The organism is Halomicrobium sp. IBSBa (assembly GCF_017612575.1).
Taxonomy (GTDB): domain Archaea; phylum Halobacteriota; class Halobacteria; order Halobacteriales; family Haloarculaceae; genus Halomicrobium.
The window spans coordinates 1,220,125-1,241,750 of sequence record NZ_JADPQC010000001.1 but is presented as its reverse complement, the minus strand read 5'-3'; the positions used below and the strand labels follow the sequence as shown (position 1 = coordinate 1,241,750).

Sequence of the window (21,626 nt, the reverse complement as noted above, 5' to 3'; positions counted from 1 at the left end):
CAGCACTCTTTTGACGGTGCTGTTGATACTATGCCGTATAATGGGCCGACGTAAGAAAATTGTACAGGAATGCGAGACACTGATGAACACTCCGGAACACATCCGGAATATCGCTATCGCGGCACACGTCGACCACGGGAAGACGACGCTGACGGACAACCTGCTGGCCGGTGCCGGGATGATCTCGGACGACACCGCAGGCGAGCAGCTCGCGATGGACACCGAAGAGGACGAGCAAGAGCGTGGGATCACCATCGACGCGGCGAACGTCTCGATGACCCACGAGTACGAGGACACCAACCACCTCATCAACCTCATCGACACGCCGGGCCACGTCGACTTCGGCGGTGACGTGACCCGAGCGATGCGCGCCGTCGACGGCGCGCTCGTGGTGGTCGACGCGGTCGAGGGCGCGATGCCCCAGACCGAGACCGTCCTCCGACAGGCACTCCGCGAGGGTGTCAAGCCGACGCTCTTTATCAACAAGGTCGATCGACTCATCTCCGAGCTACAGGAGGGGCCCGAGGAGATGCAAAAGCGCCTGATGAGCGTCATCGCCGACGTGAACGACCTCATCCGGGGCATGACCGAGGAGATGGACGACATCGACGAGGACTGGACGGTCTCCGTCGAGGAGGGGACCGTCGGCTTCGGCTCTGCGCTGTACAAGTGGGGCGTCTCTATGCCCTCGATGCAGCGGACCGGGATGGACTTCGGCGAGATCATGGAACTCGAACGCGCCGACAAGCGCCAGGAGCTCCACGAGCGGACGCCGCTGTCGGACGTCGTGCTCGACATGGTCTGTGAGCACTTCCCGAACCCGATCGACGCCCAGCCCCGTCGTATCCCGCGCATCTGGCGTGGCGACGCCGACTCCGAGGTCGCAGAGAGCATGAAGCTCGTCGACGAGGACGGAGAGATCGTCCTGATGGTCACCGACATCGGCGTCGACCCCCACGCGGGCGAGATCGCCGCCGGTCGCGTCTTCTCTGGCACCCTGGAGAAGGGCCAGGAGCTGTACGTCTCCGGGACCGCGGGCAAGAACCGCGTCCAGAGCGTCGGGATCTACATGGGCGGCGAGCGCGAGGAAGTCGAGGAAGTGCCGGCCGGCAACATCGCCGCCGTCACCGGCCTCAAGGACGCCATCGCCGGTTCCACCGTCTCTAGCGTCGAGATGACTCCCTTCGAGTCTATCGACCACATCTCCGAGCCGGTCATCACGAAGTCCATCGAGGCCAAGAACATGGACGACCTGCCCAAGCTCATCGAGACGCTCCGACAGGTCTCCAAGGAGGACCCGACCATCCAGATCGAGATCAACGAGGACACCGGCGAGCACCTCATCTCCGGGCAGGGCGAACTCCACCTCGAAGTCCAGACCCAGCGTATCGAGCGCAACCAGGGCATCCCGGTCAACACCGGCGAACCGATCGTCGTCTACCGCGAGGCACCCCAGCAGGCCTCCCGCGAGGTCGAGGGCATCTCGCCGAACCGCCACAACCGCTTCTACATCAGCGTCGAGACGCTCGATCAGGACATCGTCGACGCCATCAAGCTCGGCGACGCCTCCATGGACATGCCCGAACTGGAGCGCCGTGAAGCGCTGCAGGAAGCCGGCATGGAGAAGGAGACGTCCCAGAACGTCGAGCACATCCACGGGACGAACGTCTTCATCGACGACACGAAGGGGATCCAGCACCTCAACGAGACGATGGAGCTGCTCATCGAGGGCCTCGAAGAGGCGCTCAACGACGGTCCGCTGGCCGCAGAGCCGGTCCAGGGGTCGCTCATCCGCCTCCACGACGCCCGCCTCCACGAGGACGCCATCCACCGCGGTCCCGCACAGGTCATCCCGGCCATGCGCGAGGCCGTCCACAACTCCCTGATCGACGCCGAGATCCGTCTCCTGGAGCCGATCCAGAACGTCCGCATCGACGTGCCCAACGAACACATGGGTGCGGCCTCCGGCGAGATCCAGGGCCGTCGTGGCCGCGTCGACGACATGTACCAGGAAGGCGACCTGATGGTCGTCGAGGGCGTCGCGCCCGTCGACGAGATGATCGGCTTCTCCTCGGACATCCGCTCGGCGACCGAGGGCCGTGCCTCCTGGAACACCGAGAACGCCGGCTTCCAGGTCATGGCCGACAACCTCCAGCCCGAGAAGATCGACGAGATCCGCGAGCGAAAGGGCATGAAGCTCGAACTGCCCGAGACGGTCGACTACTTCTAGGCAAACCACCTCTTTGGGCGTCGGATCGCCTCCGGCGACCGCTCCTCGAAAAACGCGGTCTCACTGAGCGGTGCGAACTGAGGCTCGGGAGAGCTTGCTCTCCCGGTGGCGAAAAGAGCGCGAGTACCAGCGACCGATCGCTCGTCAGAGCGCTGATCAGACCGTGAAACCGCGGTACACTTGCTTCGACAGTCAGTACTCGGACACGCAGAAGGCGTTGCCTTCGGGATCTTCCAGCACCGTCCACTCGGCGGTCGTCCCGTCGTGGTGTTCGGTCTTCGTTTCGCGGACGGTCGCCCCGAGTTCGCGGAGTCGCTGGACGCTCTCGGCTCTGTCTTCGACCGACAGATCGAGGTGGATCGCCATCCGCCACTTCGTGCCGGCCTGCAGTCGCTTGAACAGGAGATCCGGGCCGTCGCCGGGGCGGTCGACGAGTGCCGTCTCGGGGACCTCGGTGTCGCGGCGTTCGCCGTCGAGTGCGGCTTCCCAGAACGTCGCCAGTCGCTCCGGCGCGTCACAAGCGAAGGTAATAAACTGCAACTCTGTCATGCACAGCAATCATTGCGCCGGGGAAAAAAGGCTGTCGACACCGGTATCGATCACCGCTCTCGCTCGGGACGGTGTCGCCGCTCGGGCTCGGTCGACTCCGTCGTCTGTGCCGGACGGCGTGTCGTCGCACAGCCCTCGACGACGAACTTCGCGCCGTCGGCGTCTGGATCGAGCGAGACCGTCCAGCCGTGGGCCTCGGCGAGTTGCTGGACGATCGACAGGCCCAGTCCGGTCCCCTCGTCACCGGTCGTGTAGCCGTGTTCGAAGATCTGCTCGCGTTCGTCCTCGGGGATTCCGGGGCCGTCGTCGGCCACGTAGAAGCCGTCCCCGGTCAGCCCGACCTCGATCGTGACCTCGTCGCCGACGTGGTCGACGGCGTTGCGAAACAGGTTCTCCAGCAGGCGCTGGAGCCGTGTCTCGTCGGCCTCGACGGTGCCCTCGCCGCTCCGTTCGAGGGTCGCCGACCGGGTGTCGACGGTCGACCAGGCGGCCGAGGCGACCGAATCGAAGTCGACGGCCTCGGTGTCGGTCACCGGGTCGGCGTTGTCGATCAGCGCCAGAATGTCGTCGATGATCGTCGCCATCCGGTCGAGTGACACCTCGACCTTGTCGAGGTAGGTCAGCGCCGCCGCGACGTCGACGGCCGCGTCGTCGTCGGGATCGACGGCCTCGGTCGCCATCTGGAGGTAGCCAGTCGCGACGTTCAGGGGGTTGCGCAGGTCGTGAGAGACGGTGCTGGCGAACTGGTCGAGCTGGTCGTTCTTGCGTTCGAGCTCCCGCGAGCGGCGTTCGAGCTCCGTCGTCTCGACGAACCGGACGACGTGGCCGATGACCCGCGTCGTCTGCGTGGTGACGTACTCGGTGGAGACGAGGAAGTGCCGCGGCCCCCGCCCTGCGGTCCTGGTCGTGTTCCGGAGCGTCTCCCACTCGGTCGTCTTGGGGTCGATCGTGATCGCGGTCCGTTCTCGGTCGCCGTCCAGCTGCTCGCTCCCGAGTTCGTCGAACCGATCCAGGAACCCCTCCGAACCGTCGAGTGTCCCGAACAGCCCCTCGGCGGCGGCGTTCGTCGTGACGACGGTGCCGTCGGTGTCCAGCAGGACGACGGCGTCGTCGATGTCGTCGAGGATCTCCTCGCGTGCGACGACCTCGATGCGGCGCAGGCCGTGCTCGACCAGCGCCAGCGTCGTCAGGAAGAAGAACCCGGCGTATCCGATCGCCGTGTAGTCGTACTGGTACAGTGCCCCGCCGACGCGAAGCTGGAGGGCGATCACCACGATCGCGACCGAGACCGCGATCGAGAGGACGATCGCCGGCCACCACGCCGGCCGGAACCCCGTCGTCACCGCGTACGCGAGCAGGCCGGCAGCGGCGAGCAACAGGACGGCGTTCACTCCGAGCAGGCCGAACCCGAGGACGCCACGCTCGACGACGACGTGGGTGAACGGGATCGACACCTGCCGGACGGCGTCGAACACCAGTCCGTGGACGGGGTTGGTCGCGATCGCGACCGCCGCCACGGCGACGAGGCCGCCCATTGCTCGACGTGCCCGGTCGGACCCCACTCGCTCCATACCGGCGTAGCGGCCGGCAAAGCGCACGAACAGCACCACCAGCCCCAGTTCGAGGAGCGGGTTCAGCGCGACCAGCACCTCCAGGACCGGCCAGAGCTCGCCGACGAGCCCGTGGGCGACGTCCGAGGCCAGCCGGGCACCGAGCACGACGAGGGTGAGCGCGAACAGCTGGGCCCCCCTCGTCTGTCTGGTTCGCGTGATCCAGTAGGCCAGCCCGACGGTGACGAGAGTCATCGTGGCAAACAGCAGGAGGTGCTGGGTCTGGAGCGACGGGGCGTAGTCGAATCGCAGTTCAGACAGCGCCGTCGCGACCGCTCGGGACAGCCCGCCGCCGGTCATTCCTCGGGCACCTCCGACGGTAGCTTCGTCTCACAGCCGCTGACGACGATCTTCGTCCCCGCCGCGTCGCCGTCGAGTGCGATCTCCCACCCGTGGGCGGCGGCCCGCTGTCGGGCCATCGTGAGCCCGAGACCGGCCGCAGCGTCGCGAGTCGTCACGCCCGCCTCGAACGCGCGGTCTCGGACCGACGAGTCGATACCGGGGCCGTCGTCGGCCACGCAGAACCCGTCGTCGTCGAGGCCGACGCGGACGGTGACCCCCTCGCCGCCGTGCTGGATCGCGTTCCGGACCAGCACGGCGAGGAGTCGATCGAGGTGCTCGCGGTCGGCGCTGATCTCGCCGGTGGCCTCGACCGAGAGGGTGGCCGCCTCCGGATCGAAGCGGTTCCAGACCGACTCGACGATCGCGTCGAACGAGATCGGTTCCGGATCGGTCTGTAACTCTCGGTCGCGAGCCAGTCCGAGGATGTCTTCGACGAGCTGGGCCATCCGGTTCAGCGCCGCGTCGATCGAACCGAGTGCAGTCGTGAGTGCCCGTCGGTCGACCGCCTCGGGCTCGTCGGCGTCCGCCAGCACCGCTCGGACACGCTCCGTCTCCTCGCGTGCCTCGGCCAGCGGGCCGCGCAGATCCTGCGTGACAGCGCCAGCGAACTGATCGAGCTGCTCGTTGCGACGCTCGAGCTGAGACATGTGGCGCTTCAGCGCCGTCACGTCCGCGAACCGGACCGTGTAACCGATCACGTTGCTGGTCTCGGTCGTCACCGCCCGTGCGTTGACGATGAAGTGGCGTCGCTCGGTCTCGGGGGGCTCGCCGTGGGATTCGGCGGCGCTGTCCGGCTCTGTCCCGTCTGCTCCAGGGTCTGCCGTCTCGGCTCGGTCGGTGGCTTCCGCTGTCGTCTGGCCGTCCGAGTCACCGTCCGTCCGGTCGTCACTGTCGGTCGGCGACTCGGCGTCGGCTTCGCGGTCGGTCACCCACCGATCGACCTGTAGGCTCATCTCGCGGGTGACCGTCTGATCGACGGTCGGGCGCGCCAGGGGCTCGGAGAAGACGGCGTCGAACGAGCGCCCGGTCGACAGCTCTGGGACGATCTCTTCGGCGGCCCCGTTCCACTCGACGACCCGCCAGGCGTCGTCGAGGATGACGATCGCGTCGTCGAGGTCGGCCACGATCGAGCGCTGCCCGCTGGGCTTGAGCCGCTGGAAGCCGTAGCCCAGCAGCGAGACGGTCGTCGCCAGGAGGAAGTAGTTGACGCCGGTCGCACTGTAGTCGTAGCCGGTCACCGGTCCCAGTTCCAGCACGTCGAGGACCGCGATGCCGACTGCGACGGCGAGCCCGGTCCCGATGACGGCGACCGGTCGCCAGGCTCCTCGCGGCGAGCCGACGACGAAGGTTCGGGCGACGAGCACGCCCCCGGCAGCGACCAGCCCGGTCGTGAGCGCGAACAGGAGCCAGCCGACCGGACCGACGCTGGCCGTCACGTAGGTGAAGGGGCCGGCTGCGACGGCCGCGTCGGCAAAGACCTGTCCGTGGAGGGGGTTCGTCAGGACGGCGGTGGCTCCGACTGCCCCGAGCACACCGAGGGCGCGTTTCGCGTGTCGGGTACTGCGCTCGCCGAGGTCGGCGTACTGGACGGCGAAGCCGGCAAACAGCACCGCCGTCGCGAACTCAAGCAGGAGATTGAGCGTCGCGAGCGGGGCTTCGACGCCGACGAAGCCGTCGAGCACGATCTGGGTCAGATCGCTCGTCGCTCGCACGGAGGCGACGACGAGGACGAGCGCGAGCAAGCGCGTCTCGGGTCCCCGACGGGCGACCACGAGCCACAGGGCGAGTCCCCACAGCGACACCGTCAACGGGAGCAGGCCGCCGACGTGCTGGGTCTGTGGCGTCGGCTCGTAGGCCACCAGCTCGCCGGTCCACTCCGGGACGGTGAACTCCGTGGTATTCGCGGGCGTCGTTGTCTCCGTCGCCGTCCGGGTGCTGTCCGGCGTCGGAGTCGGCGTCGCAGTGTCGTCGTCGGCCGACGACCCGCCCGTATCCGAGTCGCTGTCTGGCGGCGTCTCCCCCGCGGTCGCCGTCGCGGTCGGTGTCTGCGTCCGCACCGTGGTCGCCGTCGGCGTCGTGGTGTTCGTCGGCGTCGGCGTTCGTGTCGCGGTCGGTGTCTGTGTCGCGGTGTCCGTCGCTGTCGGAGTCGCCGTCGCGGCCGGCTGGACGGTCGACGTAGCCGTCGCCGTCTGTGTCGACGCGTACCGCAGATCCACGTTCCGGTGTCCCGCCGGCAACTGGAGGTCGACCGTGTTGTCGGCACCGACGGTTCCGGTCGTCAGTTTCGTCCCGCTGTCGGCGTCGACGGCCTCGACGGTGCGTCCGGCCGAGAGGTCTCCGTCCTCGACCGTGATCTCGGCGGGCGCGCTGGCGTTGTACGCCAGATCGACGCCGCCGGCCGAGCGTGCGTACTGAAACGAGCCGTAGCTCAGGTTCACCAGCGAATCGCGAACGACGACGGTCTCACCGGCGTCCGGCGTCACCCGGAGCGGTGCACTGGTGGGTTCGATCGAGCGCAGGCAGACGCCGTCGTCGGTCGCCGCGACGATGCGAAGCGACGCGGTGTCGGTCGCACTGACCGTGACGTTCGGGAACGCGAGCGTGGTGTCGTCGACGAACGGATTGCCGTCCAGCGTCTCGCCGTCGTACACTGCTTCGAGGCCGCTGTCGGTCGCGAAGACGGCCCCCTCGCTCCCCGGCTGGCAGTCGAGACCGGAGACGCTCGCGGCTCCGGCCGACAGCGGGACGAGTCCGCTCCAGACGAGGACCACCGCGACGAGCGTCCCGGCGACGACTGCCCGACGAGTGCATGATTCCATGTAATTCGGTCATCCCAGTTGTCGCCGCGGTCGGCGTGGTTCGCCGACGCAGTCGTACGTTCTCTCTGGTCGGCCGTCACGGTCCCGCCGGCTTCGTCGGCAAGAACCCCGACACGACGCCGCGACAGCGTCGATAGTGCTACCAGTGACTACGCGTCCGTTCGGACTTATAAGCATTGGCAATTGTTATCAATCGAGGGACTACCCTGCAACCGTCCTGCAATGTTCGGACAGCTGTCAGTCTCAGTCACCCTGTTGTACGAGCGCTTCGAGATCGTCCAGTCGCGCCTCCAGTTCGTCGATGCGTTCGTCTCTCCGTTCGAGTTCGTCCGCCAGCTCGTCGACCTGTTCGTCTCGTTCGGCGAGCCGTCCTTCGAGTTCGTCGATGCGTTCGTCTCTCCGTTCGAGTTCGCCCGCCAGCTCGTCGGCCCGGTCCGCGAGTCCCTGGATCGCCGCCAGGGCGACGCCGTCGGCGTTGATGGAGTTGATGTGGCGCTCGCTCTCTCCGAGACCGAAGGCGTCGTCGAACGCCTCAGCCGTCGGGCCCATGTGCTCGACTCCGGCGGCCTCGCCGTCGCTGGTCTTGTACTCCCAGGTGGCCACGTCCAGCGAGCGGACGCCGTCGAGGACGCTGTCGGGATCGATCGGCTGGAAGTTCGTCTTCGCCGCTCTGGTCGACGTCGCCGTCCACCCGGTCGACCCGCTCGGAATGTAGGTCGTTCCGGCCCCGTTGACGATGCGGGCACCGTTTTGCGCCCGGACGTGGAACGTGTCGGTTCCGGTCACGCCGGAGCCGTTGTAGTCGGTGTCGGACGCGAAGTCGGCGTCCTGACTGTCTGTCCAGACGAACGCCCCGGCGTCGTTGGCCGCCGCGCGACGGCCGGCCGCAAGCGAGTGGCTCCCAGCGGCTGTGTTACTCTGGCCGCCGGGAACCGCCGCGTACGGTCCCGTTGCGCTGTTGTTCTGCCCGCCGTCGACGGTCGACTGGTCGCCGCCGGCCGTGTTGCTGTTTCCGCCGCCGACCGTCGCGTGCTGGCCCGACGCGGTGTTCGTCGACCCGCCACCGATCGTCCCGTACTGGCTGTTCGCACTGTTGGAGTAGCCACCCGCGACGGCGGCGTAGTTGCCCGAACTGGTGTTGCCGTTGCCGCCACCGACGGCCCCAGATTGAGCAGACGCGGTGTTAGACGTTCCTCCGGCGATCGTCGCATACTCGCTCGAAGCGGTGTTGCTGTAGCCCCCGCCGATCGTCGCGTGGGCCGCCGTCACCGGATCGCCGTCGTTGCTCCCGACCGTGTTGTTCTGGCCGCCGCTGATCGTCCCGTAGTTGTCGTAGGCGACGTTCTCGTGACTGTTGGTCGGGCTGCCGCCGCCGCCGACCGCGACGCCCGTCGCCCCGTCACCGATCTGGGCATACTGACCCAGCAGGACGTTGCCCGCGGCCGTCTCGGCGTTTCCGTCGGTTCCAGTCGGTGTGAACCGGGCGACGCGGGTGGTGCCGACGAAGGCCTCGAACGCCGTCGCCGTCGTGGTACCGATCCAGGGCGTCACGACCCGCGGATTGCTGACGCCACTCAGATCGATCCCCGTGTACGAGCTGGTCGGTTCGAGGAGATCGTCCGCGTCCGGATCGCTCCACACCGACGAGCCGGCCGTCGCGTCGATCGTGACCGCTCCGCTGGCGCTCGACAGCGAGACGTTCGTGCCCCCGACGAGCGATCGGAGCTGCAGGTCGCCGTCGGTCGTCCCGCTGTAGAGGTCGGTGCCGGAACCCGTACTCGTCGCGCCGGTCACGTCGGCCGACAGCGAGCCGCTGTCGATCCCCAGTCCCGGCCCCAGCAGCGAACTCACCGCCGTGTTGCCCGTCAGACCGCCGTGGAGCTGCTCGGCGTAGACGGTCGCGACCGGATCGGTGTCGGTCCCGAGCTGTCCCTGTGGATCTGCCCGTGCCTTCCCGACGGCGTAGCTGCCGACGCCGACGAGTCCCAGCCCCTTCAGCATCGTCCGCCGCGTCAGACCGTCTCCATCTTCTGGCTCGTCGTACGCCGCCGCGACCATCGCTTCCAGTCGCTCGACCCGCCGACGGAGGTCGTCCGTCGTCATCGCACTGTCTCCGGTAGCCGCCGGCCACGTGGTGTCGATTCGTCTCGGTCTCCTCCCCGCCCGTGATCCCGGACCCGTCTCTCTGTGGTCGTCGTTCGCGCCATCCCTGTGAAGGGTTTCCAAGCGGCATCATGAATGTTCTGGCGAAAGCCTCAAGTGTCCGGTCTGGTACCGGCCGATTCTGGCAGTACTGTCCGTTAGATCGATATCGGGGTCGTCTGTCTCACCGTCGGCACGACCGTTCTTGGGCGGGTGGGACGCTGGCTGTCGACGGCGAACGGACGGTTTCTTATAGCACGCGGTTCGTGTGCTTGCACAATGAGCGGCAGTATCCAGAAGGAGGTGAGCGGTCGATGAGCGACTCGCAGGACGAGGTTCGAGCCTACACAGTCCGGCTCGAACTGGTCGACGAACCCGGCGAACTGCTCCGGGCGCTCCACCCAATCGCCGACAACGGCGGCAACCTCCTCTCTATCTTCCACGAGCGTGGGAACATGACGCCACGGGGGCACATCCCCGTGGAGGTCGACCTGGAGGCCACGCCCGAGCGGTTCGAGGACATCGTCGAGGCCCTCCAGGCGGAGAACTTCAACATCATCCAGGCCGGCGCGGAGCGCTACAGCGAGGCCCTGACGATCGTCCTCTCGGGTCACCTGGTGAACACGGACCTCTCTCACACGCTCTCACACATCCAGGAAGCCACCGAGGCGACGGTCACCGATCTGTCGCTGTCGGCCCCGGAAGGCACCGAAGACGTATCGAGCGCACGACTCCGTCTCGCCACCGAGGCGGGCAACGCCGACAGCGCGCTGGCGGCGGTCCGAGAGATCGCCGCCGAGAAGGAACTGACTGTCGTCGAGCCGCTGACGGCGGGTGGTGACGCGTGAAACTCGCAGTCCTCGGTGCCGGTGCGGTGGGCCGATCGGTCGCGGAACTCGCGGGCGATTACGGCCACACCGTGACCGCACTGGCCGACTCCAGTGGGGCGGTCGTCGACGCCGACGGGATCGACGTCGACGCGGCCCTCGCTGCCAAAGAGGCCGACGGGACGGTCGGATCGGCCCGGCCCGAGACCGCTCTCGAAGCGGAGTACGACGCCCTCGTCGAAGCCACGCCGACGACGCTCGGCGACGCCCAGCCCGGCTTCGGTCACGTCGAGGCCGCACTGGAGCGGGACCGTCACGTCGTCCTCGCGAACAAGGGCCCCGTCGCAGAACGGTACGCCGACGTGCGCGCGCTCGAACGCGAGAGCGCGGGCGACGTGCTCTTCGAGGCGACTGTCGGCGGTGCGATGCCCGTCCTGTCGACGATCGACGACTTCGACCCCGAACACATCACCGCGGCGCGGGGCGTCCTCAACGGGACGGCGAACTTCATCCTCTCGCGGATGGCCGCCGAGGGCCTAGGCTACGAACACGTCCTCGCCGAGGCCCAGGATCTCGGCGTCGCCGAGGCCGACCCCACGTTCGACGTCGAGGGCACCGACGCCGCCCTGAAGTGTGTCATCGTCGCGAACGTCCTCGCGGGCGAGCGACGCGAGTACACGCTCGACGACGCCACGGTCGAGGGGATCAGCTCGATCCCCGGCAGCGCCCTCGAACTCGCACAGGAAGACGGCCGCACGATCCGCCTCATCGGCGAGGTCGCCGACGGCGACGTTCGCGTCGGCCCGCGGCTGGTTCCGGAAAACGCCGCGCTCTCCGTCTCCGGGACGCGAAACATCGTCCAGCTCGAAACGGAACACGCCGGGCGACTCAACATCTCGGGACGCGGTGCCGGCGGCCCCGAGACGGCGAGTGCGGTCCTGGCCGACGTCGGGCGACTCCCCGAGGCGTAGCCGATCTCCCCTTTCTCGCGATCCAGCTGGTCGTGTCGCGCGCGCTCTCTGGGCACCTCAGGAGCTCCTCTGTCCCCCGATCGGCACCGATTGTGGTGGTGTATGCGGCCCGCGAACGGGGTTCGTCCCGTGTCACCGCGTGCCAAATCGCAGGACGGCGTCGGGACGGCCTACGGACGCTTTCGAAATCGTTTTATGAACTACCGCGCAAAGACTCCGATATAGCGCCTCTGCGCGTGAGATACAACAATGAGCGACCGACACCAGAACCTGGCCATCATCGGCCACGTCGACCACGGAAAGAGTACGCTCGTCGGACGACTCCTCTACGAGACAGGGTCCGTCCCCGAGCACGTCATCGAACAGCACAAGGAAGAAGCCGAGGAGAAGGGCAAGGGCGGCTTCGAGTTCGCCTACGTCATGGACAACCTCGCCGAAGAGCGCGAACGCGGTGTCACCATCGACATCGCCCACCAGGAGTTCAGCACGGACGCCTACGACTTCACCATCGTCGACTGTCCCGGCCACCGTGACTTCGTCAAGAACATGATCACGGGCGCGTCCCAGGCCGACAACGCGGTCCTCGTCGTCGCAGCCGACGACGGTGTCGCGCCCCAGACTCGCGAGCACGTCTTCCTGGCACGCACGCTGGGCATCGGCGAGCTCATCATCGGCGTCAACAAGATGGACCTCGTCGACTACAGCGAGTCCGACTACAAGTCCGTCGTCTCCGAGGTCGAAGAGCTGCTCAAGCAGGTCCGCTTCGGTACCGAGGACGCCAGCTTCATCCCGATCTCCGCGTTCGAAGGCGACAACATCGCCGAGGAATCGGAGAACACGGACTGGTACGATGGCGACATCCTGCTCGAAGCACTCAACGACCTGCCCGAGCCGGAGCCGCCGACGGACGCACCGCTGCGCCTCCCGATTCAGGACGTCTACACGATCGACGGCATCGGTACGGTGCCGGTCGGCCGCGTCGAGACGGGCATCCTGAACACCGGCGACAACGTCTCGTTCCAGCCCAGCGACGTCGGCGGCGAGGTCAAGACCGTCGAGATGCACCACGAAGAGGTGCCCAAGGCAGAGCCCGGCGACAACGTCGGGTTCAACGTCCGTGGCATCGGCAAGGACGACATCCGCCGCGGTGACGTCTGTGGCCCGGCCGACGACCCGCCGACGGTCGCCGACACCTTCCAGGCCCAGATCGTCGTCATGCAGCACCCGTCCGTGATCACGGCCGGTTACACCCCGGTCTTCCACGCACACACCGCACAGGTCGCCTGTACGATCGAGTCCATCGACCAGAAGATCGACCCGTCCTCCGGCGAGGTCGCCGAGGAGAACCCGGACTTCATCCAGAACGGCGACGCCGCGGTCGTCACCATCCGACCCCAGAAGCCTCTCAGCATCGAGCCCTCGGGCGAGATTCCGGAACTCGGGAGCTTCGCCATCCGCGACATGGGTCAGACCATCGCAGCCGGCAAAGTCCTCGACGTCAACGAGCGATAACGCATGTCCCAACAGGCACGCGTCCGGCTGGCAGGAACCAGCCCCGAAGACCTCGACGACATCTGCGGTGACGTTCGCGAGATCGCGAACAAGACCGGCGTCGAGCTCTCGGGCCCCGTCCCGCTGCCGACCAAGACGCTGGAAGTCCCCACCCGCAAGTCCCCCGACGGCGAAGGGACCGCGACGTGGGAACACTGGGAGATGCGCGTCCACAAGCGACTCATCGACATCGACGCCGACGAACGAGCACTGCGCCAGCTCATGCGGATCCAGGTCCCGAACGACGTCTCAATCGAGATCGTCCTTGAGGACTGAGGACTCGCTCAGCGAGTCCGAAGATCGAAAGACGACGTTGCCGCCTTTCGGGACTGAACGCGGCCACGACGCCGCGTCCGCTTCGAACCAGCGTTCGGCGTCCGACACTGTGTGACGGATTCCCGAACGCCACTCTCACGCGCAGGGTTTAAACCGTTCCGCGCGCGAGTGGCCAACGCGGGCTCGTAGATCAGTGGTAGATCGCTTCCTTCGCAAGGAAGAGGCCCCGGGTTCAAATCCCGGCGAGTCCATTCTTCCGTCGCTTCGCTCCGTCAGTCGTTCTCTCGTCGTCCGACACAGCGCCGCCCTTGATCGTCGGCGAATAGCTACGCTTTTACTCACAGCTGTCCGATAGCGTGGTATGGCTGCTCATAGCGCTCGACCCGGCGACGAAGACAGCGCTACTCTTCCCGACGCCGTGCCGTTCGAGCTCCCGATTCTGACGCGGCTGAGCTGGGAGCTGGGGGCGCGTGTCGTCGCGGACGACGAGGCGACGGTACACAGCAGGTGGGACTGTACGAACAGGCCGTGGACGCTGTCGCTGTTCCACGTGACGGATCACACGGATCTCGTTCGGGTGCGGACGCCCGTGGGCCGAGAACGATTCTACGGAGCGACGCGGTCCGAACTGGACGACGCGCTTGGGACGCTCGTCGAGGCACCGGACTGGGAGCGGGTCGACGACACTGTCCGGTACTGATACCGTCGCGTGTCTGTGGCGAGGTCCGTCGCTCCGGTCACTCTCTTCTCGTCGGTCGGAGTGGAGCTATCGGGTGTCGAGATCCGGGCTCCACTCGGTCATCGCGAACAGGAACAGGGCGACGCCCAGAACGGTGACCAACAGCGCCAGATCGAACAGCGGCGTCAGGGCGGGGACGACCCCGAGGACGATATCGCTGGTGCCCACCAGGTCGAGGACGAAGGCGAGCGCGCCCGCCGCGGTGAGCAGGAGGCCGACGACGGCGACGGCGAGCAGTCCCAGTGGTGGGTCTTCGGCGGCGGTGTCGATGTCGGCGTCCATCACCGGGGCCTGGGAGTGCCACTCACCTATCGCTTGGGATCGACGGTCAGACGAGTGCGACGACTCGACTCGTCTCGGCGTGGACTCGACGCTGTGGTGCCCGTTACTGGGAGATGCCGTACGTGTCGCCGGTCCAGTCGCGAGCGGGGTGGTCGTAGACGGGCTGGTCGCGGTCCCGGTCGTCGAGGCGCTCGCGGTCCTCGGCGGCCAGCTCCCAGTCGAACAGCGCGCCGTTTTGGCGGACGTGTTCGGGCGAGGACGATTTGGGGAGGACGACCACGTCCTGTTCGACGGCCCACTTCAGGACGATCTGTGCCGGCGACTTGTCGTAGGTCTCGGCCAGTTCCTGAACCACTGGGTCGTCGAAAATCTCCGTCCGGGCGAGCGGCGCGGCGGCCTCGATCACGGTGTCGGTCTCGCGGCAGTAGTCGACGAGGTCGGGTCGCTGGAGGTAGGGGTGGAACTCGATCTGGTTGACCGCGATGGGAACGTCGCTGACGTGGTGGGCACAGCTGAGCTGGTAGGCGCTGAAGTTCGAGACGCCGACGTTTCGGATCAGTCCGCGGTCGTGTAGCGTCGCCATCGCGTTCATCGTCTCGCGCAGCGAGATCGCGGGGTTGGGCCAGTGGACGAGATAGAGATCGAGGTAGTCGGTCCCGAGTCGCTCCAGCGAGGCCTCACACGAGGCGATCACCGACTCGTAGTCGAGGTTCTTGGGGAGGACCTTCGAGGTGAGAAACAGTTCCTCTCGGTCGTAGTCGGCCAGCACGTCGCCGATCTCGTCTTCGTTTTTGTACCCCTCGGCGGTGTCGACGTGGGTGTAGCCCGCGTCCAGTCCGGCCCGGACCGAATCACGGAGCGTGTCGCCGTCGATGTTCCAGGTGCCGACGCCGACGATCGGAAGCTCGTCACCGCTCGGGAGCGTACGCGTTGGATGCGACATCGTCTAGGATGGGAGTACACGTGGTGTTAATCGTTGTGCATGCAGCGAACGGGACACCGTCTCACGGCCTCGATGCCGGTCACTCCTCGGCGTAGGGCCAGTTCGGGTCACGTGGCGCGTCGGCGGGCGTCTTAGTCTGGTCTGCGGCCTCGGGCGTGCAGGCTCCGTGTTTCTCGAAGTTGGTGCGGGCGTCGCTGAGCGAGACGTGGTTGGTGTCGCTGACGTACTCGGTGTCGCCGAACTGGACGGGGTCGTCGAGCCAGTGACACACCGGACAGACCTCGTAGGAACCGGGGTGGCCCTCCGGCAGTGTCCGGTAGCCACAACACGGGCAAAAGCCCAGCTCGCGGGAGGCAGGGTTTCCGGGCGAATCGGTCGACATACTCTGCGGTATGTCACGACACACCAAAGAACCACGGGATCGTTCGTTTGCCCGGCGACGAACTCGACTCGGAACCCCTCACCGAACTATGAAGTGTTCCGCCGTCGAAATCGAGGACGGCCAACCATGGGGTACGTCGATCGATTCACGCCCGCCGATCCGTATGCGCGCTCGCTGCTCGGACTCGCCTTCGCGTCTGTTCCCCAGACGGTGTTTCTGTTCGCGCTGCTGGTCGGAATCAACGTCTCGGAGCACAACGAGGTGTTGTTCGGCGCATCTGCGCTCACCCTCCTGGTGTTGTTCGTCGGGTTCCTCTGCTCGACGCACGTCGCACAGCTCCTGTTTCGCGATGTCTCCCGCCGTGCTGGCAGCTCAGACGACGCCACGACCGACACCGACAGTGCGTTCCGGCGACTCGCCAGTGCTGGTGTCGGTGCGATCGTCGGCGTGCCTGCGTTCGTCTACGGGGTGTTCGTCGCCCTCCTTGCGTGGCCGGTCCAGGCGTCGCTGTACGCTGGCCGGGCTGTCGGCGTCGGCGTGCTGTTCCTGGGCATCTTCTCGCTGTACTACGCCCACGAGACGGCCAAGGACGTGAGCGAGCAGGCAGCCCCACGAGAGCAGACGGCGGAATCGCGCGACGCGACGTCCAAACCGGACCCAGTCGCGACACTCAAACGGCGCTACGCGGCGGGCGAACTGAGCGAGGAGGCGTTTGAGCGCAAACTCGACCAGTTGATCGGCACAGCCGACGATGTTACCGGAGCCGACCCTGGCTCCGACGCTGCCGTCGCCGAGCCCATTGCAGACAGCGAGTGACCCGCTACTCGCTGGCCTCGACCTTGCTGGCGTACTTCTCTAACTCGGCGGCCATCTCGCGAGCCTCGGCCGGCGACAGCGACACGGTGTCGGCGTGGGGCTCCACGGCGTTGACCTCGGTGTTGTCCATCTCCAACTGAACCTCGACGGCGTCGGGGTCCTCGCGCGTGTCCGTACTGACGTTCAACACGGCGTAAGCGTCTTCCTCGAAGCCGTGTCCCTCGACGTGTCCCTCCAGCAGGTCGAAGGTCGTGTACGCGTTGACCCGCATGATCCGATCGACCATATGCTACACAGTAGTGGCTCGAACTTATAGCGTCGGTGACTGCCGATCCGTCGTCGACACTGCACGATCGACGGCGACTCATACTACCGGCTGTAAATCTGTGAACGATTTCGCCACCCCGGGGTGGCGAAGATCTTCACGAAGTTACAGCCGGCAGTATCACTCCTCGTCGTCTGCGCCGCCGAGGGGGCCTCCGATCGAGTACAGCAAGAGACGATAGAGGAGGTACGCGCCGCCAGCGAACAGCACGAGGTCGATGAGATATAACTCGACGAGCTGGAGCGGCGTCAGCTCGTTCAACACGAGATCGCCCGTGAGAATCAGAAACTCCAGGGTCGCGACGATGATCAGTGCGGGCACGAACAGCACCGCGAGGCCCAGCGCGATCGTCTTGAGGTTGCTCCGACCGCCGTCAGATGCCATGCTAGAGCGTTCGCGGGCCAGTACAAAAGCACTGGGACAACGCACTGACGAGCCCGTCCAGCGCGATCGTCTCCCCTCGCCCGTCGCACGGACGAACGAACGACGACGGTATCAGTCGTCGGAGGGCAGCGGCTCGTCGTTGGCGTCGGTCGGTGCCGGCGAGGACTGCATGTCGCTGTCCTCGGCGTAGGGGTACCAGGTCATCTTCGTGTTGCCCAGGTACGGATCGTCGTAGCTGGTCTCTTCGGGGTCTGCCAGGGACTGTAGGGTCTCCTCGTCGTGGTCTGCGACGAACTCGCGGAAGGTCTCGTCGCCCTCGCGCTCGGCCTCGAAGGCGTCGAGGAGGTTCTCGATGTAGCCCGGCACTTCGTCGGCGGCGACGCGCATCTCGACCCAGTCGGCGAAGTGGGGGTTCTCTCCGAGGCCGCCGCCGAGGCCGATGTCGAAGGCCTCGACCGGCTCGCCGTCCTTGCGGGTCTTCATACCCCGCAGCGAGATGTCGGCGATCTGGGGCTGGGCACAGGACGCCGTACAGCCCGAGAGGTGGATGTGGAAGTCCTCGACGCCCTCCGGAAGCTCGACGTTCTCTTTGAGCCAGCGGGCGTAGCGGACCTGTCTGTTCTTCGTCTCGACGATCGACAGCGAGCAGAACTCCGTACCCGTACAGGCGATCGAGCCCCGCATGAACGAGTGGGGATCGGGCGAGTAGTCCTCCAGCAGCGGCTCGTCGAGGAACGCGTCGAGGCGGTCACTGTCGACGTCCGTGACGATGACGTTCTGGCGCTGGGTCAGCCGGACCTCGCCGGAACCGTACTCCTCGGCGAGTTCGGCCAGTTCGTACACGTCGTCGACGCCCATCCGACCGACGAGGACGTTCAGGCCGACGTAGTAGTTGCCGTCGGGCTGTTCGTGGACGCCCACGTGGTCGCCGTGTTCGTTGCCGCCGGCGTTGTAGGTGTACTGGTCGCGCATGTCCTCGCCGGCCCGCGGAAGCTCGAAGTCGACGAACTCCTCCTGGAGGACCGACCGCATCTTCTCGGGACCCCACTCGTCCATGAGGAACTTGATGCGGGCGTTGAATCGGTCGTCGCGGTCGCCGTACTCGCGGAACAGTGCGGACATCCCGTGACCGATGTCGGCCGCCTTCTCCGGGGGGACCCACACGTCGATGTCGCGGGCGAGGCGGGGCTCCTTGCGGGAGAGGCCGCCGCCGACGCGGACGTTGAAGCCGAGTTCGCCGTCCTTCTCGGCTGGCTCGTAGGCGAGGTCGTTGATGTCGCCCTGGCCACAGCCCTGATCGCAGCCCGTGACCGAGACCTTCCACTTTCGCGGGAGGTTCGCGTAGTCGTCGTCGCCCTTGAACGTCTCGTGGAGGTCTTCGGCGATCGGCCAGGCGTCGATGTGTTCGTGCTTGTCCTTGCCGGCGACGGGACAGCCGACGATGTTCCGCCAGGAGTCACCACAGGCCTGCTGGGTCGAGAGACCGACAGATTCGAGCAGTTCGAAGATCTCCGGAATGTCCTCGATTTTGATCCAGTGGAGCTGGATCGACTGGCGGGTCGTCCAGTCACAGTAGGCGTCGCCGAACTCCGGGTTCTCCTCGGGGCCGCGGGCGTACTTGTCGGCGACCTCCGCGATCACTTCCAGCTGTCCGGGCTCGATGACGCCGTTGGGCGTCCCGATCCGCATCATGAAGTACGACTCTTGGCCGGAGCGCTGGTGGTACAGGCCCCACCACTTGAAGCGCTCGAACCAGGCGTCGTGTTCGTCCTCGGGAATCGCGTCCCAACCCTCTTCGGCGAACTCCATGAGGTGGTCACGGATCTCGTTGCCGTACACCTCGTCTTTCCAGTTCTCGACTTTCGTCGGCATGGTTAGTGTACCTCTATTCTTGGGACCCACCCATATACAACACGCCTTCTCGACAAGGCTCCCCACCTCTCCCCGCAACAGGATGATGTTGCCTACTCTTGCGGGTCGGCCAGTCGGTGGCGCTTCTCCGGGATGTGGACGCTGTCGTGGACGACACCGTAGAACTCGCCCGATTCGGGGTCGATGACGCGTCCGACGGTGAGCCAGTCGGTCACGCCCTCCGTTCCACAGGCGATACAGCGACCGGCGATACGGGCCTGAATATTCGGGGGGTCGACGCCCGTATCGACGAACCCTTCGGCGAGGAAATCGGTCGGCTCACACCGGCAAAGCTCACTTTCCGCCAGCAACCACAGGTCGCTGACGTTCACCTCTCGGGAGTCGTTGACGCTGATCCAGGCCCCGTCGTCGAGCTGGTGAACGTCGGTCGTCATTAGATGTCATTAGATCCGCCGGCCACGTCAGTCGTTCGGCGTAGCCAAGTTTCGCCGCAACTGCGACGATCCCCGCTCCCTCTGGTGGTCCGTGTGTGTTGGTGGCACTGACCGGCGCTCGTGGCCCGCCGTCGGAGATACCTGCACAAATTGCCGGCAAATGGGAGTGGTGGAAGGGATTACGGGTGAGAGCGGCTTTATGCGGGTGTAGGTAGTACGGGTGAGTACCGAAACACCGCGCTCACTGGCGCGATGCACAAACCAATGACAGACGCACAACAGAGTTCACGCGAAGACGTCGAAGCCGAAGAGCCAGCGACCGACCACCTCGACGATGTCGAGGACGGATGCGGTTGTACCGAGATCTGGGAGCACCTCTCGGAGAACCGGGACGACGCTGCCGCAGACGACTGAGTCGCTGTGAGACGCGTCTCGACGTGTCCTGGTACACGTCGGACCGGACCCTTTTATCGGACCGTTCCCAACGGAAAGTGATGACTGCCGATGGCCACGACGGCCCCAGCCACGCCGAGCGCGAGTCGCCGGTCGGGAAGCCGGTCATCCGCGGTGACCCCTCCCTGACCGGCCAGCGCGCCGAGGAGGCCGTGGAGTTCGACCCCGACGACCCCGAGAGCCTCGACCTGGCTGCACGGACCGTCCGGGCGTTCTCGGAGAACACCGCTGGTGCCGACGACAACGTCTACATGCTGCGCGGTGCGGCCGCCTGTGCCGCGCTGGTCCGGGGTGAGGGATCGTACAAGGCCGCCGCCGAACGCGCTGGGGGCGACGCCACCGTCTCGTTCATCCGCAAGTGGTCTCGCGTCCACGACCTCCCGCGCTCGATCCGCCGTCACGTCGCGATGGGACACATCGCTCCCACCGCGGCCAAACACATCGCTCGGGTCGGTGGCGAGGCCCGCCTCCAGCTCGCCTGGGCCGCGCTCGATCACGACCTGACCGTCCGACAGGTCCGCTCGGTCGCGAGCGACGTCAACGACGGTCAGTCGGTCGCCAGCGCGCTCGAAGCCGAAGGGGTCCGACTGGGCGAACTCGAACTCGCGCTCGATCCGGCCGTGTACCGCGAACTGCGTCGGCGCGCGGCGCTCGACGGGGAGTCGCCCGGCGCAGTCGTCAGCGAGCTACTGGCCGACCGACTGGACTGATACTGCCGGCTGTAACTTCGTGAAGATCTTCGCCACCCCGGGGTGGCGAAATCGTTCACAGATTTACAGCCGGTAGTATGATACCACTCGGCGGGCTCTGGAACGCGCGCTCACTGCCCAACTCTCTCACAGACCGAGGGGCGTCGGTCTCATACTGCCGGCTGTAACTGTTTCACGATATTCGCGACTACGGGGTCGCAACATTCGTGACAGACGTACAGCCGGCAGTATCAGTCGTCGGAGTGGGCCTGCTCGAAGGGCCGTGGCGGCAACAGCAGCTCTTCGAGTTCGGCCATGTGCTTGACGTTGTACAGCAGTTGCAACTCGTCGCTCGTCGGGATCCCGTTGCAGGCCAGCTGAAAGCCCTGGTCGACCATCTCGTCGGGCAGCACGTGATCGACGCGGGTCGTCAGCTCTCCGGACAGGACGACGACCGCGCAGTTGGCACACGCCCCGCCACGGCAGGCGAAGGGCCAGGCGAAGTCGTTGCGCTCTGCGGCCTCCAGAACCGACTCGCGGGGGTAGACGTGGAAGATCCCGTAGTCGGTGTCGTCGAGCCCGGCCCCGGCTGCCTTCTCGAAGAGGTCGTCGTCGTCCGCGTGCCAGCCGTGATCGTCCAGTACCTCGTAGTTGAGATACTCCACGCGCGGGTGGATCGAGCCGCCGTCGTCGTCGCTGTCGGCGTCGTCGGCGCGCTGTCGTTCGGTGCCGTCGGCCTCGCCCGACAGGATCTGCTCGTACGCGGCCCGCACCGACTGGAAGGCCTCCAGCGAGCCGCCGTGGTCGGGATGGGTCTCTTTGACCCGCTCCCTGTAAGCGCGCTCGATTGCCTCGTCGCTTGCGTCCGGGTCGACGGCGAGAACTTCGAACGGGGACGCCACGCCCGCTGCTAGTGGTATGGTGGGAATAAACCTTCGCCCTACACTGTTTTCGCGTCGACTTCGGCCGTCGACCCCTACCCTTCAATCT

21 protein-coding genes and 1 tRNA gene are annotated in these 21,626 nt (G+C 66.4%); 10 read left to right on the top strand and 12 right to left on the bottom strand.

Features of this window, described 5'->3' with window-relative positions:
- Positions 1-40 precede the first annotated feature (40 nt).
- The gene (locus tag IL252_RS06365) at positions 41-2,230 is read left to right on the top strand and encodes an elongation factor EF-2 (RefSeq protein WP_208627303.1); all 2,190 of its coding nucleotides are present in this window, start codon (positions 41-43) and stop codon (positions 2,228-2,230) included.
- A 192-nt stretch (positions 2,231-2,422) separates the two neighbouring features.
- Here the strand turns inward: IL252_RS06365 and IL252_RS06360 are convergent, their stop codons facing one another.
- The 4 genes from IL252_RS06360 to IL252_RS06345 form a co-directional block, all read right to left on the bottom strand.
- A complete protein-coding gene (locus IL252_RS06360; RefSeq protein ID WP_208627302.1) occupies positions 2,423-2,779 on the bottom strand; it encodes a VOC family protein in 357 nt (118 codons plus the stop codon).
- 50 nt (positions 2,780-2,829) lie between these two features.
- Positions 2,830-4,689, bottom strand: coding sequence for a sensor histidine kinase (locus tag IL252_RS06355; RefSeq protein WP_208627301.1), 1,860 nt, complete (start codon positions 4,687-4,689; stop codon positions 2,830-2,832).
- Positions 4,686-7,550, bottom strand: a complete 2,865-nt coding sequence (locus IL252_RS06350; protein ID WP_208627300.1) for a histidine kinase N-terminal 7TM domain-containing protein — start codon at positions 7,548-7,550, stop codon at positions 4,686-4,688. Before IL252_RS06350 ends, IL252_RS06355 begins: the two co-directional genes overlap by 4 nt.
- A gap of 243 nt (positions 7,551-7,793) precedes the next feature.
- Positions 7,794-9,653: a tail fiber domain-containing protein gene (locus IL252_RS06345; protein WP_208627299.1), complete on the bottom strand. Its 1,860-nt coding sequence runs from the start codon at positions 9,651-9,653 to the stop codon at positions 7,794-7,796.
- Positions 9,654-10,006: 353 nt separating this feature from the next.
- On the opposite strand from IL252_RS06345, the gene IL252_RS06340 reads away from it, so the two are divergent.
- From IL252_RS06340 to IL252_RS06315, 6 genes are all read left to right on the top strand, one after another.
- Entirely contained in the window at positions 10,007-10,540 is a 534-nt protein-coding gene (locus IL252_RS06340; RefSeq protein ID WP_208627298.1) for an amino acid-binding protein, read from the top strand.
- A complete protein-coding gene (locus IL252_RS06335) occupies positions 10,537-11,490 on the top strand; it encodes a homoserine dehydrogenase (RefSeq protein WP_153554577.1) in 954 nt (317 codons plus the stop codon). The genes IL252_RS06340 and IL252_RS06335 overlap by 4 nt, the downstream gene beginning before the upstream one ends.
- A 249-nt stretch (positions 11,491-11,739) precedes the next feature.
- Positions 11,740-13,002, top strand: coding sequence for a translation elongation factor EF-1 subunit alpha (tuf, locus tag IL252_RS06330; protein ID WP_208627297.1), 1,263 nt, complete (start codon positions 11,740-11,742; stop codon positions 13,000-13,002).
- Positions 13,003-13,005: 3 nt separating this feature from the next.
- Positions 13,006-13,317 (top strand): 30S ribosomal protein S10, encoded by a 312-nt coding sequence (rpsJ, locus tag IL252_RS06325; RefSeq protein WP_012808023.1) that lies wholly within the window; start codon positions 13,006-13,008, stop codon positions 13,315-13,317.
- Positions 13,318-13,496: 179 nt separating this feature from the next.
- Positions 13,497-13,568 (top strand) — tRNA-Ala (locus IL252_RS06320).
- Positions 13,569-13,678: 110 nt separating this feature from the next.
- Positions 13,679-14,017: a hypothetical protein gene (locus IL252_RS06315; RefSeq protein ID WP_153554567.1), complete on the top strand. Its 339-nt coding sequence runs from the start codon at positions 13,679-13,681 to the stop codon at positions 14,015-14,017.
- 66 nt (positions 14,018-14,083) lie between these two features.
- On the opposite strand, the gene IL252_RS06310 is transcribed toward IL252_RS06315, so the two are convergent.
- From IL252_RS06310 to IL252_RS06300, 3 genes are all read right to left on the bottom strand, one after another.
- Positions 14,084-14,338, bottom strand: a complete 255-nt coding sequence (locus tag IL252_RS06310) for a hypothetical protein (protein ID WP_170092693.1) — start codon at positions 14,336-14,338, stop codon at positions 14,084-14,086.
- Positions 14,339-14,441: 103 nt separating this feature from the next.
- Positions 14,442-15,281 (bottom strand): aldo/keto reductase, encoded by an 840-nt coding sequence (locus IL252_RS06305; protein WP_208627296.1) that lies wholly within the window; start codon positions 15,279-15,281, stop codon positions 14,442-14,444.
- A gap of 79 nt (positions 15,282-15,360) precedes the next feature.
- Positions 15,361-15,663, bottom strand: a complete 303-nt coding sequence (locus tag IL252_RS06300) for a CPCC family cysteine-rich protein (protein WP_208627295.1) — start codon at positions 15,661-15,663, stop codon at positions 15,361-15,363.
- Between the two features lie 126 nt (positions 15,664-15,789).
- Here IL252_RS06300 and IL252_RS06295 point away from each other — a divergent pair, with 126 nt between their 5' ends.
- Complete coding sequence (locus tag IL252_RS06295; protein ID WP_208627294.1) at positions 15,790-16,479, top strand: SHOCT domain-containing protein; 690 nt, start codon at positions 15,790-15,792, stop codon at positions 16,477-16,479.
- Positions 16,480-16,483: 4 nt separating this feature from the next.
- Here IL252_RS06295 and IL252_RS06290 read toward each other — a convergent pair whose 3' ends face one another.
- The 4 genes from IL252_RS06290 to IL252_RS06275 form a co-directional block, all read right to left on the bottom strand.
- A complete protein-coding gene (locus IL252_RS06290; protein WP_208627293.1) occupies positions 16,484-16,765 on the bottom strand; it encodes a DUF6360 family protein in 282 nt (93 codons plus the stop codon).
- A 159-nt stretch (positions 16,766-16,924) separates the two neighbouring features.
- On the bottom strand, positions 16,925-17,188 hold the full coding sequence (locus IL252_RS06285; RefSeq protein WP_208627292.1) for a hypothetical protein: 264 nt from the start codon (positions 17,186-17,188) through the stop codon (positions 16,925-16,927).
- 111 nt (positions 17,189-17,299) lie between these two features.
- Positions 17,300-19,060 carry a nitrite/sulfite reductase gene (locus IL252_RS06280; RefSeq protein ID WP_208627291.1) on the bottom strand — a complete coding sequence of 587 codons (1,761 nt, stop codon included), beginning with the start codon at positions 19,058-19,060 and terminating at the stop codon, positions 17,300-17,302.
- A 92-nt stretch (positions 19,061-19,152) separates the two neighbouring features.
- On the bottom strand, positions 19,153-19,494 hold the full coding sequence (locus IL252_RS06275; protein WP_170092687.1) for a hypothetical protein: 342 nt from the start codon (positions 19,492-19,494) through the stop codon (positions 19,153-19,155).
- Between the two features lie 264 nt (positions 19,495-19,758).
- Between IL252_RS06275 and IL252_RS06270 the strand changes: the two genes are divergently transcribed.
- Positions 19,759-19,908 (top strand): hypothetical protein, encoded by a 150-nt coding sequence (locus tag IL252_RS06270; RefSeq protein WP_170092686.1) that lies wholly within the window; start codon positions 19,759-19,761, stop codon positions 19,906-19,908.
- Between the two features lie 80 nt (positions 19,909-19,988).
- A complete protein-coding gene (locus IL252_RS06265) occupies positions 19,989-20,657 on the top strand; it encodes a hypothetical protein (protein WP_153554559.1) in 669 nt (222 codons plus the stop codon).
- Between the two features lie 230 nt (positions 20,658-20,887).
- Here IL252_RS06265 and fer read toward each other — a convergent pair whose 3' ends face one another.
- Positions 20,888-21,538, bottom strand: coding sequence for a ferredoxin Fer (fer, locus tag IL252_RS06260; protein WP_208627290.1), 651 nt, complete (start codon positions 21,536-21,538; stop codon positions 20,888-20,890).
- Positions 21,539-21,626 lie beyond the last annotated feature (88 nt).

Excerpts from the sequence above, each read along its gene's own strand:
- IL252_RS06305 (WP_208627296.1), bottom strand. The coding sequence starts at position 15,281 with ATGTCGCATCCAACGCGTACGCTCCCGAGCGGTGACGAGCTTCCGATC.
- IL252_RS06355 (WP_208627301.1), bottom strand. The coding sequence starts at position 4,689 with ATGACCGGCGGCGGGCTGTCCCGAGCGGTCGCGACGGCGCTGTCTGAA.
- tuf (WP_208627297.1), top strand. The coding sequence starts at position 11,740 with ATGAGCGACCGACACCAGAACCTGGCCATCATCGGCCACGTCGACCAC.
- IL252_RS06360 (WP_208627302.1), bottom strand. The coding sequence starts at position 2,779 with ATGACAGAGTTGCAGTTTATTACCTTCGCTTGTGACGCGCCGGAGCGA.
- IL252_RS06365 (WP_208627303.1), top strand. The coding sequence starts at position 41 with ATGGGCCGACGTAAGAAAATTGTACAGGAATGCGAGACACTGATGAAC.
- IL252_RS06270 (WP_170092686.1), top strand. The coding sequence starts at position 19,759 with ATGACAGACGCACAACAGAGTTCACGCGAAGACGTCGAAGCCGAAGAG.
- IL252_RS06345 (WP_208627299.1), bottom strand. The coding sequence starts at position 9,653 with ATGACGACGGACGACCTCCGTCGGCGGGTCGAGCGACTGGAAGCGATG.
- IL252_RS06265 (WP_153554559.1), top strand. The coding sequence starts at position 19,989 with ATGACTGCCGATGGCCACGACGGCCCCAGCCACGCCGAGCGCGAGTCG.
- IL252_RS06285 (WP_208627292.1), bottom strand. The coding sequence starts at position 17,188 with ATGGCATCTGACGGCGGTCGGAGCAACCTCAAGACGATCGCGCTGGGC.
- IL252_RS06275 (WP_170092687.1), bottom strand. The coding sequence starts at position 19,494 with ATGACGACCGACGTTCACCAGCTCGACGACGGGGCCTGGATCAGCGTC.
- IL252_RS06290 (WP_208627293.1), bottom strand. The coding sequence starts at position 16,765 with ATGGTCGATCGGATCATGCGGGTCAACGCGTACACGACCTTCGACCTG.
- IL252_RS06315 (WP_153554567.1), top strand. The coding sequence starts at position 13,679 with ATGGCTGCTCATAGCGCTCGACCCGGCGACGAAGACAGCGCTACTCTT.
- rpsJ (WP_012808023.1), top strand. The coding sequence starts at position 13,006 with ATGTCCCAACAGGCACGCGTCCGGCTGGCAGGAACCAGCCCCGAAGAC.
- IL252_RS06350 (WP_208627300.1), bottom strand. The coding sequence starts at position 7,550 with ATGGAATCATGCACTCGTCGGGCAGTCGTCGCCGGGACGCTCGTCGCG.
- IL252_RS06300 (WP_208627295.1), bottom strand. The coding sequence starts at position 15,663 with ATGTCGACCGATTCGCCCGGAAACCCTGCCTCCCGCGAGCTGGGCTTT.
- IL252_RS06310 (WP_170092693.1), bottom strand. The coding sequence starts at position 14,338 with ATGGACGCCGACATCGACACCGCCGCCGAAGACCCACCACTGGGACTG.
- IL252_RS06280 (WP_208627291.1), bottom strand. The coding sequence starts at position 19,060 with ATGCCGACGAAAGTCGAGAACTGGAAAGACGAGGTGTACGGCAACGAG.
- IL252_RS06295 (WP_208627294.1), top strand. The coding sequence starts at position 15,790 with ATGGGGTACGTCGATCGATTCACGCCCGCCGATCCGTATGCGCGCTCG.
- IL252_RS06340 (WP_208627298.1), top strand. The coding sequence starts at position 10,007 with ATGAGCGACTCGCAGGACGAGGTTCGAGCCTACACAGTCCGGCTCGAA.